The 13,899-nt window shown below is 69.7% G+C and carries 10 protein-coding genes; 8 read left to right on the top strand and 2 right to left on the bottom strand.

Features of this window, described 5'->3' with window-relative positions:
* The first annotated feature begins 63 nt into the window (after nucleotides 1-63).
* Together smc and ACIRRA_RS32935 are read left to right on the top strand one after the other, a co-directional pair.
* On the top strand, nucleotides 64-3,675 hold the full coding sequence (gene smc / locus ACIRRA_RS32940) for a chromosome segregation protein SMC (protein WP_402776401.1): 3,612 nt from the start codon (nucleotides 64-66) through the stop codon (nucleotides 3,673-3,675).
* 97 nt (nucleotides 3,676-3,772) lie between these two features.
* Nucleotides 3,773-3,976, top strand: a complete 204-nt coding sequence (locus tag ACIRRA_RS32935) for an HAD family acid phosphatase (protein WP_402776399.1) — start codon at nucleotides 3,773-3,775, stop codon at nucleotides 3,974-3,976.
* 57 nt (nucleotides 3,977-4,033) lie between these two features.
* Here the strand turns inward: ACIRRA_RS32935 and ACIRRA_RS32930 are convergent, their stop codons facing one another.
* Nucleotides 4,034-4,954 carry an NmrA family NAD(P)-binding protein gene (locus ACIRRA_RS32930; protein ID WP_402776395.1) on the bottom strand — a complete coding sequence of 307 codons (921 nt, stop codon included), beginning with the start codon at nucleotides 4,952-4,954 and terminating at the stop codon, nucleotides 4,034-4,036.
* Between the two features lie 103 nt (nucleotides 4,955-5,057).
* Between ACIRRA_RS32930 and ACIRRA_RS32925 the strand changes: the two genes are divergently transcribed.
* A complete protein-coding gene (locus tag ACIRRA_RS32925; protein ID WP_402776392.1) occupies nucleotides 5,058-5,852 on the top strand; it encodes a TetR/AcrR family transcriptional regulator in 795 nt (264 codons plus the stop codon).
* Between the two features lie 174 nt (nucleotides 5,853-6,026).
* Entirely contained in the window at nucleotides 6,027-6,932 is a 906-nt protein-coding gene (locus ACIRRA_RS32920) for a hypothetical protein (protein ID WP_402776389.1), read from the top strand.
* Nucleotides 6,933-6,950: 18 nt separating this feature from the next.
* Here ACIRRA_RS32920 and ACIRRA_RS32915 read toward each other — a convergent pair whose 3' ends face one another.
* Nucleotides 6,951-7,340, bottom strand: coding sequence for a DUF2237 domain-containing protein (locus ACIRRA_RS32915; protein WP_326357779.1), 390 nt, complete (start codon nucleotides 7,338-7,340; stop codon nucleotides 6,951-6,953).
* 216 nt (nucleotides 7,341-7,556) lie between these two features.
* Between ACIRRA_RS32915 and ftsY the strand changes: the two genes are divergently transcribed.
* The 4 genes from ftsY to ACIRRA_RS32895 all read left to right on the top strand — a co-directional run bounded on the left by ftsY (nucleotide 7,557) and on the right by ACIRRA_RS32895 (nucleotide 13,791).
* Nucleotides 7,557-9,299, top strand: coding sequence for a signal recognition particle-docking protein FtsY (gene ftsY / locus ACIRRA_RS32910; RefSeq protein WP_402776384.1), 1,743 nt, complete (start codon nucleotides 7,557-7,559; stop codon nucleotides 9,297-9,299).
* Between the two features lie 261 nt (nucleotides 9,300-9,560).
* The gene (locus ACIRRA_RS32905) at nucleotides 9,561-10,883 is read left to right on the top strand and encodes an ammonium transporter (RefSeq protein WP_402776565.1); all 1,323 of its coding nucleotides are present in this window, start codon (nucleotides 9,561-9,563) and stop codon (nucleotides 10,881-10,883) included.
* A 5-nt stretch (nucleotides 10,884-10,888) separates the two neighbouring features.
* Nucleotides 10,889-11,227, top strand: coding sequence for a P-II family nitrogen regulator (locus tag ACIRRA_RS32900; RefSeq protein WP_040859831.1), 339 nt, complete (start codon nucleotides 10,889-10,891; stop codon nucleotides 11,225-11,227).
* Nucleotides 11,228-11,343: 116 nt separating this feature from the next.
* Nucleotides 11,344-13,791 carry a [protein-PII] uridylyltransferase gene (locus ACIRRA_RS32895; protein ID WP_402776380.1) on the top strand — a complete coding sequence of 816 codons (2,448 nt, stop codon included), beginning with the start codon at nucleotides 11,344-11,346 and terminating at the stop codon, nucleotides 13,789-13,791.
* Nucleotides 13,792-13,899: the final 108 nt, after the last annotated feature.

Genomic DNA, 13,899 nt, shown 5'->3' with positions numbered 1-13,899 from the left:
ACTCAAGTCCTGGTGTCCGGCATACTCGGAGCAATCCTGTCGGAGCGGGTAGTCTGAGCCGCTGTGCACCTGAAGAGTCTGACGCTGAAGGGGTTCAAGTCCTTCGCGTCCGCGACGACGTTGCGATTCGAACCGGGGATCACCTGCGTGGTCGGGCCCAATGGGTCGGGGAAATCGAACGTCGTCGACGCGCTCACCTGGGTGATGGGTGAGCAGGGCGCGAAAGCCCTGCGGGGTGGAAAGATGCAGGACGTCATCTTCGCCGGCACCGCGGGCCGTGCCCCGCTCGGTCGTGCCGAAGTCACGCTGACCATCGACAACTCCGACGGCGTGCTGCCCATCGAGTACTCCGAGGTGTCCATTACCCGCCGCATGTTCCGCGATGGCGCGGGCGAGTACGAGATCAACGGAAACTCCTGCCGGCTCATGGATGTCCAGGAGCTGCTCAGCGACTCCGGCATCGGCCGGGAAATGCACGTCATCGTCGGTCAGGGCCAGCTGTCGGCGATTCTGGAATCGCGGCCGGAGGATCGGCGGGCCTTCATCGAGGAGGCCGCGGGTGTGCTCAAGCACCGGCGGCGCAAGGAGAAGGCGGTCCGCAAGCTGGACGCCATGCAGGCCAACCTGGCCCGCCTCACCGACCTCACCACCGAATTGCGCAGGCAGTTGAAGCCGCTGGGCCGGCAGGCCGAGGTGGCCCGCCGCGCCGCGACCGTCCAGTCCGAACTCCGCGACGCCCGATTGCGCCTGGCCGCCGACGATCTGGTGAGCCGCCGCCGCGAACTGGAGAGCCAGCAGAGCAAGGAGGCCTACGCCCGCGAACAACAGGTCAATATGCAGGCCGAGCTGGACGCCGCCAATGCCGCCCTGGCCCAGCAGGAATTCGAGCTCTCCAAGCTCACCCCCAGCGCCGAGGCCGCCGCCCAGACCTGGTTCCAGCTGTCCGCCCTGACCGAACGCGTCAATGCCACTATCCGTATTGCCCGCGATCGCGCCCGCAACCTCACCATCGAGCAGCCCGCCGGCGCCGGCCGCGACCCGGAACAGCTGGAGCGCGAGGCGGATCGGGTCGAAGCCGAAGAGGCCGAGCTACGCGAAGCGGTCGAAATGGCCACCGAAACCCTGGAAGCCGCCCGCGAGCAACTGCACGAACGCGAGCAGGCCGCCAAGGCAGCCGAACAGGCCCACCTGGCCGCCGTCCGCGCCATCGCCGACCGCCGCGAGGGCCTGGCCCGCCTGTCCGGCCAGGTCGACACCCTGCGCATCCGCGCCCAGTCCGTGGACGGCGAGATCGCGCGCATGTCCACCGCCCTCGCCGAGGCCCGCCGCCGCGGCGAGGACGCGAACGCCGAATTCGAGGCCGTGCAGGGCGAATTGAGCGAACTCGACGCGGGCGAGGAAGGCCTCGACCACTCCTACGAGCACGCCGCCCAGGCCCTCGCCCTGGTCGACCAGCGCGTCACCGAACTGCGCGAGAAGGACCGCGAGGCCGGCAAACGCGTCGCCTCGCTGACCGCCCGCATCGAGGCCCTCACCATGGGCCTGCGCCGCAAGGACGGCGCGGCCTGGCTGCTCGAGCACCGCACCGATGGCCTGCTCGGTCCGCTGTCCGGGTTGATCCGGGTGCACGGCGGTTTCGAGTCCGCGGTCGCCGCCGCACTGGGCCCGCTGGCCGACGCCGTCGCCGCCGACACCGGGCCCTCGGCCCACGCCGCCGTGCGCGCGCTCAAGGAATCCGACGGCGGCCGCGCTGCCATCGTGTATGCCGACGTCACCGATCACCCGGTGGCACCGGCGGATTCGCGACTACCGGCCGCCGCGCACTGGCTCACCGAGGTGGTGGACTGTCCCGCCGACCTGCGCGGCGCCATCGCCGCCCTCACCGCCGGCATCGCCGTCACCGACGATCTCGCCACCGCCGCACGGGTCCTCGCCGAGCGCCCGGAACTGCGCGTGGTCACCCGCGACGGCGACCTCACCGGTAGCGGCTGGCTGCTCGGCGGCTCCGACCGCGCACCCAGCCAGCTCGAGGTGCAGGCCGACATCGATTCCGCCAAGGACGAATTGGCCTCCTGGCAGCGCACGGCCGAGGAACTCGAGGCCGCGCTGGCGGGCGCGCTCGCCGAGCAGTCGGACCGCAAGGAGGCGGTCGACCACGCCCTGCTCGCCCTGCACGAATCCGATCAGGCCCTGGTCGCCATCTACGAGCGCCTGGGCCGCCTCGGCCACGCCGCACGCACCGCCCAGCGCGAATGCGACCGCCTGCTGGCCCAGCGCGACGATGCCGAAACCGGCCGCGAGGACACGCTTTCCAAGCTGGCCGACCTCGAGGACCGGCTGCGCAACGCCGAACTGGAACAGGCCGAGATGGATCCGGAGGCCGCCGGCACCGAGACCGCGGGGTACGCCCGCGAGGAGGCCGCCGCCGCCCTCGCCGAGGCCCGCTCGATGGAGGTCGAGGCCCGCCTGGCCGTTCGCACCGCCGAGGAACGCGCGGAATCGGTACGCGGCAAAGCGGATTCGCTGCGCCGTGCGGCCCGTGCCGAACGTGAGACCCGCGCCCGCGCCGAACGCGCCCAGGCCGCCCGCCGCCAGGCCGCCGCCGTCGCCGCCGTGGTCGCCGAATCCGCGGAACGGGTGGCCGCCGAACTCGAGCAGGTGGTCGGCCAGGCCGCCACCCGCCGCGACGAATTGGTGCGCCGCCGTAGCGAATTCGCGGCCCAGGTCGAGCAGACCAAGGAACGCTCACGCACCCTCACCACCCAGCTCACCCAGCTCACCGACGCCGTGCACCGCGACGAGGTCGCCCGCGCCCAGGCCGCGCTGCGTATCGAACAGGTCGAGACCACCATCTCCGAACAGTTCGGCATCAGCCTCGACGACCTCATCGCCGAATACGGCCCGGACGTCCCCATGCCGCCCACCGCGCTGGAGATGATGGAGTACGAGCAGGCCCGCGACCGCGGCGACGCCGTCAGCGCACCCCAGCCCATGCCCTACGACCGCGCCACCCAGGAGCGGCGCGCCAAGCGCGCCGAGAAGGACCTCACCACTCTCGGCAAGGTGAATCCCCTGGCGCTGGAGGAGTTCGCGGCCCTCGAGGAGCGCTACACCTTCCTCAACACCCAGCTCGAGGACGTCAAGAAGGCCCGCCAGGACCTGCTCGACGTGGTCGCCGAGGTGGACGAGCGCATCCTGCAGGTCTTCACCGAGGCCTACGAGGACGTCGAGCGCGAATTCACCGGCGTCTTCGGCCGCCTGTTCCCCGGCGGTGAGGGGCGGCTGCTGCTCACCGATCCCAGCGACATGCTCACCACCGGCGTCGAGGTGGAGGCCCGCCCGCCGGGCAAGAAGGTCAAGCGGCTGTCACTGCTCTCCGGTGGCGAGAAGTCCCTTGCGGCAGTGGCTTTCCTGGTGTCGATCTTCCGGGCCCGCCCCTCCCCGTTCTATGTCATGGACGAGGTCGAGGCGGCGCTGGACGACACCAACCTGCGCCGGCTCATCGGCCTGTTCGAGCAGCTGCGCGAGAAGAGCCAGCTCATCGTCATCACCCACCAGAAGCCGACCATGGAGATCGCCGACGCGCTCTACGGCGTCAGCATGCGCGGAGACGGCATCACGCAGGTGATCTCGCAGCGCATGCGCGGGGAGAATCTGGTCGGCGCGACACCGTGACCCGGTGACGACCGTGGCGGCGGCGTCCCGATGAGCGGGATTGCGGTGCGGGGCAAAGTGAAACGCCTGGATCAACCTGACCACCGTCGGCTACCCCGTGGACGGCCTCTACGGCGGCGGCCTCACCACCGGCTCCAGCGGCGCGGGCGCCCTCGCCGACTACAAGACCGCCACCCGCGTCTCCATCGAGGCCCAGGGCTACACGATCGTCGCCAATATCGGCAACAGCGCCTCCGACCTGTCCGGCGGGCATGCCCTGAAGACCTTCAAGCTGCCCGACTACAACGGCGCCCTGCCGTGACCTACCGAGTCCCGTGACCGCGGGAGGGGAGGCTCCGGTCCTCCTCGCCCGCGGTTCTCACCCGTCCAGCAGCGACTTCAGCCGCGCCGCACCGGTTTCGGCGAGCCACATATCGAAAGTCCGCAAACCCGGGTGGATTTCGCGCAGCGCGGGAATATCGGCGTGCCAGCCCTGGCCCTGCCGCGACAAGCGCCAGACCGCCCCGACCTCGGGCCCCATGGCATCGGCCTCGGCCTCGGTGCCCTCTAGATATCGCACCGCGTGTCCGGTGGCGGCCGTGATGGCCGCGGCCGCGGCGGGCATGGTCGGATCGTCACCGGCCAACTCCAGGACCCGGCCGTGGAATCGGGCCGGATCCTCGAAGGCCAGCTGCGCGAATACGGCGATATCGTCGAGGGCAATGGACTGCACCCGCCGGTCCGCCGGGAACAGGTGCTTGTGCACGCCATCGTTGATGCCGTCCACCGGGAAGCCCTGCATGAAGTAGTTCTCCATGAAGCGGGCCGGGCGCAGGATAGTCCAGTGCAGACCACTGGACTGCAGCGCCTCCTCCACCCGCCGCTTGCCCTGCGCGCCCCACTTTCCGTCGTCGGTGTAGGAGGCAACGGTGGTGAACACGATGAACTCCACCCCGGCGGCCCGCGCCGCCGCGATGAACCGCGTGCCGCGCTCGGCCTCCAGTTCGGTGTCCCACCCGTTCGGGCCGAAGGTCGCGGGCGGCACCAGGAAGGCCGCGACCACGCCGGACAGCGCCGGGGCGAGGGACTCGGGAGCGTCGAAGTCCCCGACGGCCAGTTGCGCACCCGCGGCCGCGAGTTCCTGTGCCGCAGGTGATTCCGGATCACGCACCAGCACTCGCACCGCCCGGCCGGAGGCGAGCAGCCGGCGCGCAGTGGCCCCGCCCTGCTTGCCGGTCGCCCCGGTCACCAGCACCAGATCATTGCGAGAAGGCTCGGTCGGATCATTACGAGAAGACATCGTCACCCGTTCGTTCGGTAGTATTCGGGTCGATCGACCCGAATACCGACGCTAGAACCGCCCGTTTCCGTTGGCCACCACCGGAAAGGACCCGCGTAACGAAATGTCCGCACCCGCCCTGTCCCATGTGGAACCGGCCCTGTCCCACGACAGGCCCACCCCGAACACCCGGTCCGACGCGCGCCGCAATCGCGCTCTGGTGCTGGCCGCGGCACAGCGCGCCCTCGCCGAGGGCGGCGTCGCGGTGTCACTGGCCGAGGTGGCCCGCCGCGCGGGCGTCGGCGCGGGCACCGTCTACCGGCACTTCCCCACCAAAACCGCACTGCTGGAGGCGGTTATGCAGCAGCGCATCGACCGCCTCACCGCTGTCGCGCACCGCCTGCGGGACGCGCCCGACCCGGGCCGGGCCTTCTTCACGTTCTGCACCGAGGTCATCACCTCCGCCCATCGCAACCAGGCCGTCTGTGACCTGGCCGCCAATGACGGCTGGCCCCGCGAACTGCTGCAGGACGCGGGCGCCCGCTTCCACGCCGCCCTCGACGATCTGCTGGTCGCCGCACAGCGCGCCGGCGCGGTCCGCCCGGACCTCGCGTTCTCCGACGTGCTGGCCCTGTTCACGGGATGTGTTGCCATCCAACGCCTCAGCCCGGGTCACGAACTGTCCCGCCCCGCCGCCCTGGTCCTGGACTCCATGCGCGCCCGGCCCGCGCCCGGCACCGTAACGAAACTCCGGAACCCGCCCGCGACCCGTGACGAAACCACCGCTCGTGACGAAACGCCGCACTGCCCGATCTGTGCCACCCCGATCCACCCGACCGGCACCGGTCGTCCGGCCCACTACTGCTCCGCCGCCTGCCGTCAGAAGGCCCATCGCCGTCGCCACGCCACCCCGGCATGAGCACCTGATCGCCCCTCCTTGAAAGCCGTTGGGGCACTTCGTGACCTGGGTGTGTCCGAACGGATGCGAAGGTGTGACGAGACGGGTATCGAGGCGAAAAATACTGGTAGAAGGCCATATCCGGCGTCTTTCGTATGGACCCGCAATGGGCGGGTGGGGAAGTACGCTCCCTGCGTGGTTTGGGTGTCGGCCGCGACGTTCGGTGTCGCATGGTGGCTCGGTTTGTATCTACTGGCGCGGGATCCGCGAAAGCCGTTGTTACGCAGGGCTGCCATCGGGTTGCTGGCGTTCGCCGCGGCAGTGGTGGCGGATCGGCTGGCCGGCGGCAGCTCCTGGTTCGACGGCTTGCGGATCGTGCTGATGTGCGCGCCGGTGCTGGCCTTCAGCGGAGTCTTCGTGCGGCTGCTGCCTCTCGGCGCGGTCGAGCGTGCGGACCGCTGGTGGCGGGTCGGGCTGCTGCCGGTGTGCGCCCTGCTGGCCATGCCCGCCGCTGGCGGCTTCCTGCCCGCCGGATACCTGCTCGGCGCGCTCACCCTGCTGGCGCTGCTCGGCACCATGCTCGGGATGCTGGGACAGCACGCCGAGTGGTCCGAGGATTCGCGGCGGTCGGCGGCCGGCCTGCTCACCATCGGCGCGCTGCTGCTCGGGCTCAGTGCGGCCCTGATCCTGTTGGGGCTCAATGTCCTGCCACGCACGGCCATGCTGTCGGTGACAGCGGCCGACCTGGTGGTGCTGGGCCTGGGCATCGCCGTGGTGGACGCCTACGACGAGGGCGAGGCGCTGCGCGCCGACATGACCCACTCGCTGGTGGTCTCGGCGGCCACCGCGGCCGTCTTCGGCGGTCAGGCCGCGCTCGCCCTCACCCTGGCCGGTGAGCGCCCCGCCCTGATCGCCCTGTTCTTCGGCGCCGTCGCCGGCTCCATCACGCTGCAGGTCCTCAACGGCCCCCTGCACGCCGGCGCCGACCGCGTGGCCTTCGCCTCGGACCCGCAGCTGTGCGCGGCCCGCGTCGAATTGCGCAGCGCCACAGAGGCATTGCTGCGCAAGAGTAGTGACGACGGGCTGCGCACCGGCGGGTGAGCCGACTGCGGCAGGGTCTCAGAGCAGGTCGCTGACGTCGTCGGGGACGTCGACGGCGTACTTGCGCAGGGTTTCCATGGGCACCACTTCGAGGGCGTTCTCGTGGGTGGCCGCCAGCACCACCGGCGCGGCCACCCCGTCCTCGTGGGCGTGCAGCCAGCGCACGGCCACCACGCACCACCTGTCGCCCGGCTGCAGGCCCGGGAAGTTGTTCTCGGGCCGCGGAGTGACGAGGTCGTTGCCGATCGACTTCTGGTGCTCCAGGAATTCCGCCGTCACCACGGTGCAGACGGTGTGGCTGCCCAAATCCTCGGGACCGGTGCTGCAGCAGCCGTCCCGGTAGAAGCCGGTGAGAGGATCGGTGCCACACTCCTCCAGCGGTCCCCCAAGCACATTTCGATCGGTCACGTCGCCGATCCTATTGTCTCGGTGTCGCATTCGCCGCTCCTTCCGCACTGTGGCACGTTCTAGAGCAGACCGGTTGGTAGTTGCTGGGATTTCCAGGCCCCGCCCCGGCGTGTCTCCGCATCGCACGGCATAGCTGTGTGATAGGCGTCACTGCTCCCCGACACGTCGGTAGGTATGTGAATCCGGCAAGACAAGTGCCTCTGAAAGGATGGGGGTGTGACGACTGCTGAACTGTGGATTCTCATCGCCGCGATCGCGGCGGTGCTGCTCGTGGCGCTGGTGGCCGGTTATGCCCTGAACAAGCGTCGCCGGATCTCGCTGACCCCGGAGGTCACCGAGACCAAGGAGGTGACCGACCGGTCCGGCGGATATCAGGCCGCGAGCGGATTCAACTTCAGCCAGGGCACCGGCACCGCCGAGCGCGAGAAGGCGCCCGCCGGCAAACCCAGGCCGCAGCCGCTCCCGCCCGAGCGCACCGACGACGAGGGACAGCCGCACATCGGCGACGACGCCGCCGTCCCGCGCGACGCCGCCAAACGCAGCATCACCAATGTCCGCCTCCCCGACCCGGTACAGGGCCCCGAGCTCGCTCCGCCCACCGAGCCCGTCACACCCACCGAGCCCGTCACACCCGCCGAGCCCGTCACACCCACCGAGCCCGTCACACCCGCCGAGCCCGTCACGCCCACCGAGCCCGCCACGCCCGCCGAGCCCGTCGCCACCGAATCCGCCCCGGCCGCCGACGCGGCTGATGTGACCATCCAGCCGACGGAGAACGCCGAGGACAGCGCCCGAGCCGCGGCCGTCGAGGCCGCCGGGCAGGCCGGTGAGACCGCGGCCGGCACGGCCGCCGGGGATGTCGTCGAGCACCCCGCCTCGGAAGAGGCCGCCGCCGAGGAGGCCGCGGAGGCCGCCGTCGCCGCCGCCGAGGTGGCCGCTGCCGCTGAGGCCGCCATTGCCGCACACGCGGGCGCGCCTGCCGCCGCGCCCGCAACCGCTCCCCTCGCCGAGGCTGCGGCCCCGGCCATCGCCGAGATCGAGCCCACGGCGGGCCGCCTGACCCGGCTGCGTGGTCGCCTGTCCCGCTCCCAGAACGCCGTCGGTAAGTCGCTGCTCGGTCTGCTGGGCGGTGGCGATCTGGACGAGGACTCCTGGGAGGAGATCGAGGACACCCTGGTCATGGCCGACCTGGGTACCGCCAGCACGGCCGCCATCGTGGAGCGGCTGCGTCAGGAGATGGCCGCCCGCAGCATCCGCACCGCCGCCGACGCGCGCGCCCTGCTGCGCGAGGTGCTCGTCGACGCGCTACGACCCGAGCTGGATCGTTCCATCCGTGCCCTACCGCACGCCGATCACCCGTCGATCCTGCTGGTCGTGGGTGTGAACGGCACCGGAAAGACCACCACCACCGGCAAATTGGCGCGGGTGCTGGTGGCCGACGGCCGCCGCGTGCTGCTGGGCGCGGCCGATACCTTCCGCGCCGCGGCCGCCGATCAGCTGCAGACCTGGGGTGAGCGCGTGGGCGCGGAGACCGTGCGCGGCAAGGAGGGGGCGGATCCCGCGGCCGTCGCCTTCGACGCGGTGTCGGCCGGCATCGATCGCGGCGTGGACGTGGTGCTCATCGACACCGCGGGTCGCCTGCACACCAAGACCGGCCTGATGGACGAGCTGGGCAAGGTCAAGCGCGTGGTCGAGAAGAAGGCCGCGGTTGACGAGGTCATCCTGGTGCTCGATTCCACGGTCGGCCAGAACGGCCTGATGCAGGCGCGGGTCTTCGCCGACGTCGTGGACATCACCGGTGTCGCGCTGACCAAGCTGGACGGAACCGCCAAGGGCGGCATCGTCTTCCAGGTGCAGCATGAGCTGGGCGTTCCGGTCAAACTGGTCGGTTTGGGAGAGGGCGCCGACGATCTCGCACCCTTCGAACCGGGCGCCTTCGTCGACGCCCTGCTCGGATAACGGCCGCTGAACAGCGCCGATACCGAAATCAACATCATCCTCACCATCTCGCCGTAACAGCGGTGCGGTTCCGGAAACGTGACCGCAACACTGCAAGCTCACCCGTTCACCTACGCGAAACGCCGCAGGATCACGGCTGAAACACCGACTGGTGAATCTCATTGCAGGCTTATTCGCAGGTTGCTGCGGGGCCAGAGATGAGGAGGACAAAAGGTGGCGTACCCCATCGTTGATTTGCCGAACACCGGCGACACGGCCTGGATGTTGGCGAGTTCAGCACTGGTGCTTTTGATGACCCCTGGGCTCGCGTTCTTCTACGGCGGTATGGTCCGTAGCAAGAACGTGCTCAACATGATCATGATGAGCGTCAGTGCCATGGGCATCGTCGGCGTGCTGTGGGCGATCTACGGATTCTCGGCATCGTTCGGCAACAACAAGTTCGGACTGATCGGCAACCCGAAGCAGTTCTTCGGTCTCAAGGGACTAATCGGTCCCGACGCGGTGTCGGATCCCGATCCGACCAAGGTCGTCGGCATCCCGCTGGCCGGCAACACCCACATCCCGATGACCGTGTTCGTGGCATTCCAGCTGATGTTCGCGATCATCACCGTCGCCCTGATCTCGGGCGCGGTCGCCGATCGCCTGAAGTTCGGCGCCTGGGCGCTGTTCGCCGCGGTCTGGGCCACCGTCGTCTACTTCCCGGTCGCGCACTGGGTCTTCGACGGCAACGCCACCGATTCGGACGGCAATGTCATCCACGAGGGTGGCTGGATCCTGAACAAGCTGCACGTGATCGACTTCGCCGGTGGTACCGCCGTCCACATCAATGCCGGTGCCGCGGGTCTGGCGCTGTGCCTCGTCCTCGGTAAGCGCAAGGGCTGGCCGAAGACCCCGATGCGTCCGCACAACCTGCCCTTCGTCATGCTCGGCGCCGGTCTGCTGTGGTTCGGCTGGTTCGGCTTCAACGCCGGTTCGGCGCTGTCCTCCAACGGCACCGCGGGTTCGACCTTCCTGACCACCACCTTCGCGACCTGTGCCGCCATGCTTTCCTGGCTGCTCGTGGAGAAGATCCGTGACGGCCACGCCACCTCGCTGGGCGCCGCGTCCGGCCTCGTCGCGGGCCTGGTCGCCATCACCCCGTCCTGCTCCTCGGTGAACGTGCTGGGCGCGCTGGCCATCGGCGCGGTCGCCGGCGCCGCCTGTGCCCTGGCCGTGGGCCTGAAGTTCAAGCTGGGCTTCGACGACTCGCTCGACGTGGTGGGCGTCCACCTGGTCGGCGGCATCATCGGCACCCTGATGGTCGGCCTGGTGGCCACCAAGGAGGCGCCGGCCGGTGTCGCGGGTCTGTTCTACGGCGGCGGTTTCAACCAGCTGTGGCGTCAGGCCGTGGGAGCCGGTGTGGTGCTTGCCTTCTCGTTCATCGTGACGCTGATCATCGCGTTCGCCATCAAGTTCACGATCGGCCTCCGCGCTACGGAGGAAGAGGAGTTCGTGGGCATGGACGAGTCGGATCACGCTGAAACGGCATACGATTTCGCTGCTGTGGGTGGTGCGGCGCGCACCGCCGCCGTCAAGGAGGCATGACGAAAATGAAACTGATCACTGCGATCGTGAAGCCGTTCACCCTGGAGGACGTGAAGACCGGCCTGGAGCAGGCGGGCGTGCTCGGCATGACCGTCAGCGAGGTTCAGGGTTACGGCCGCCAGAAGGGCCACACCGAGGTCTACCGCGGCGCGGAGTACTCCGTCGACTTCGTCCCGAAGGTTCGGGTCGAGGTGGTCGTGGACGACGCCTCCGTCGACAAGGTCGTCGAGGTCATCGTGGAAGCCGCCCGCACCGGCAAGATCGGTGACGGCAAGGTCTGGGTAACCCCGGTCGACGCCATCGTCCGGGTGCGCACCGGCGAACGCGGTTCCGACGCTCTGTAGGCGGTAACCGGAGCAGCGGAACCAGTGGCGGCCCCGGCCACCGTCGGTGTCGAACCGGCGGTGGCGGGGCCGCCCCCATGTGCGGCGACGAACTGAATTCAGATGGGTGGTGGGTTGTGGGTTTCCAGCAGGAACGCGACGACAGAACCGAGGCCGAGACGGTTTCCGACGGAGCCTCGGACCTGGTCCGGGCCCGCAACCAACTGCTCGCCGAGCACAGCGCCAACGGCCGCTCGGCCCGTCTGGACCCCGAGGCGCTGCGGGAAGCGCTGGTGGATCTCTACGAACTGTGGCTGACCACCAAGGGCCACGAGGTCGGCATCACCGCCGACAGCGGGCTCGCGCTCGTCGCCGTGGGCGGACTGGGCCGCCGGGAAATGCTGCCCTACTCCGATCTGGATCTGGTGCTGCTCTACGACGACGTCGACCCGCAGCGGGTCGCCGAGGTCGCCGATCACCTCTGGTATCCGCTGTGGGACGCCCACATCAAGCTCGATCACAGCGTGCGCACCGTCCCGCAGGCGCTGCGTGTGGCCGCCGACGATCTCACCGCCGCCCTCGGCATGCTCGAGGCCCGGCACATCGTTGGCGACGACGGTCTGAGCAACCTGCTCATCAGCGGCGTGCGCCGGGACTGGCGCGCCGGAATCCGGTCCCGCTTCGATGCCCTGATCGAGCAGGCCCAAACCCGCTGGCGCAGAAGCGGAGACGTCGCGCACCGTGCCGAGCCCGATATCAAGAACGGACGCGGCGGGCTGCGGGACATCCAGCTGCTGGACGCTCTCGCCATCGCACAACTGACCGACGCCATGCCGGGGCTCGGTCCGGATGTGCCCGGTGGCGGGTTGCAGCAGGCGCATCGCCGCCTGCTGGATGTCCGCACCGAGCTGCACCGGGTGGCGGGCCGGGCCCGCGACCAGTTGCGGGCCCAGGATGCCGACGAGATCGGGGCGGCCCTGCGTATCGGGGATCGCTTCGATCTGGCCCGCACGCTCAGTGATGCGGCCCGCACGGTGAGCTACTCCACCGATGTCGGGCTGCGGACGGCAGGGAACGCGCTGCCTCGGCGCGGGCTCGCGCGCTTGCGCCGCGCCCCGGTACGCCGACCACTCGATGAGGGGGTGGTCGAACACTCCGGGGAGGTGGTGCTCGCCCGCGATGCCCGGCCGCAGCGCGATCCCGGGCTGATCCTGCGGGTGGCCGCGGCCTCGGCGCAGACCGGGCTGCCGATGTCGGCGACCACGCTCAACCGGCTCGGTGAGGACGCGCCCGAGCTACGCGAGCCGTGGCCCAAGGAAGCCCTCAACGACCTGCTGGTCCTGCTGGGCACGGGCCGCGGCGCCGTCGGCGCCGTGGAGGCGCTGGACCGGACGGGCCTGTGGGGCAGGCTCTTTCCGGAATGGGGCGTGGTGCGCGACCTGCCGCCGCGCGATGCCATGCACACCTGGACCGTGGACCGTCACCTCATGGAGACCGTCGCCCAGGCCGGGGCGCTGTCCACCCGGGTCGCCCGCCCGGACCTGCTGCTACTGGGCGCGCTGCTGCACGATATCGGCAAGGGCCGCACCGAGGATCACAGCGTGGTCGGCGCGGAGCTGGCCGTCTCCATCGGAAATCGCCTGGGGCTGTGGCCTTCCGACGTACAGACGCTCGCGGGCGTGGTGCGGCACCACCTGCTGCTGCCCGACACGGCCACGCGGCGCGACATCACCGATTCCGACACCGTGAAGATGGTGATCGACGCCCTCGATGGTGACCCGCAGTTGCTGGAACTGCTGCACGCCCTGGCCGAGGCCGACGCGCTGGCCACCGGGCCCGGCGTGTGGAACGACTGGAAGGCCTCGCTCATCGGCGATCTCGTGCGCAACTGCCGCACGGCCATGGCGGGCGACGCTCTGCCCGAGCCCACCCCGATTTCCGACGAGCTGCGCGCCCGCGCGGAATCCGGTGGCGTGTACGTGGATCTGAAGCCGGGGGAGAGCCGCTACCACCATGTGGTCACCGTGGTCGCGCCCGATAATCCGGGTCTGCTCTCCGATGCGGCGGGCGTGCTGGCCGTGCATTCGCTGCGGGTGTTGTCGGCCGAACTCGCCAGCGTGGGCGCCTCGGCCATCGATACCTTCGTCGTGGCACCGCGTTTCGGTGATCCGCCGGACCCGGGCCTGCTGCGCCAGGAACTGATTCGCGCCATCAACGGCGATCTGGATCTGGCCTCGGTGCTGGCCCGCAAGGAGCGCGACGCGGGCGGCACCCAGCCGAGCCCGTTCGCGCAGGCGCGGCCGCGGGTGTTCTGGCACGAGACCGCCGATCCGGGCCGGGTGTTGCTGGAATTGCGTGCCGAGGATCGCATCGGGTTGCTGAGCCGGTTGGCCGCGGCGCTCGCCGAGGCCGGGGTGAATGTCTGCTGGGCGAAGGTGGTGACCATGGGTTCGGCGGTCATCGACTCGTTCTGCCTGGATCTGGGCGCTACCGACACGCCCGGGCGGCGCGCGGAGATCGAGGCGGCGATGCTGGCGGTGGTGCCGCCGCAACAACCGAAGAAACCTCTCGAATCGGACAGTTGAATCGGATCTTCCAGACGTTTCCCCATTATTCGCCAGGAACTGGGATTAGCTGGCAAACCGCATGTTTGCCAGTTAATCAGAATGTTGCAGGTAATTTGCTGTAATACC

Source organism: Nocardia sp. NPDC101769 (assembly GCF_044766925.1).
Classification (GTDB): Bacteria; Actinomycetota; Actinomycetes; order Mycobacteriales; family Mycobacteriaceae; genus Nocardia.
This window is presented reverse-complemented; position numbering and strand designations above follow the sequence as displayed.

Coding starts and splice junctions, on each gene's coding strand:
- ACIRRA_RS32930 (WP_402776395.1), bottom strand. CDS start 4,954: ATGTCTTCTCGTAATGATCCGACCGAGCCTTCTCGCAATGATCTGGTG.
- ACIRRA_RS32925 (WP_402776392.1), top strand. CDS start 5,058: ATGTCCGCACCCGCCCTGTCCCATGTGGAACCGGCCCTGTCCCACGAC.
- ACIRRA_RS32905 (WP_402776565.1), top strand. CDS start 9,561: ATGTTGGCGAGTTCAGCACTGGTGCTTTTGATGACCCCTGGGCTCGCG.
- ACIRRA_RS32900 (WP_040859831.1), top strand. CDS start 10,889: ATGAAACTGATCACTGCGATCGTGAAGCCGTTCACCCTGGAGGACGTG.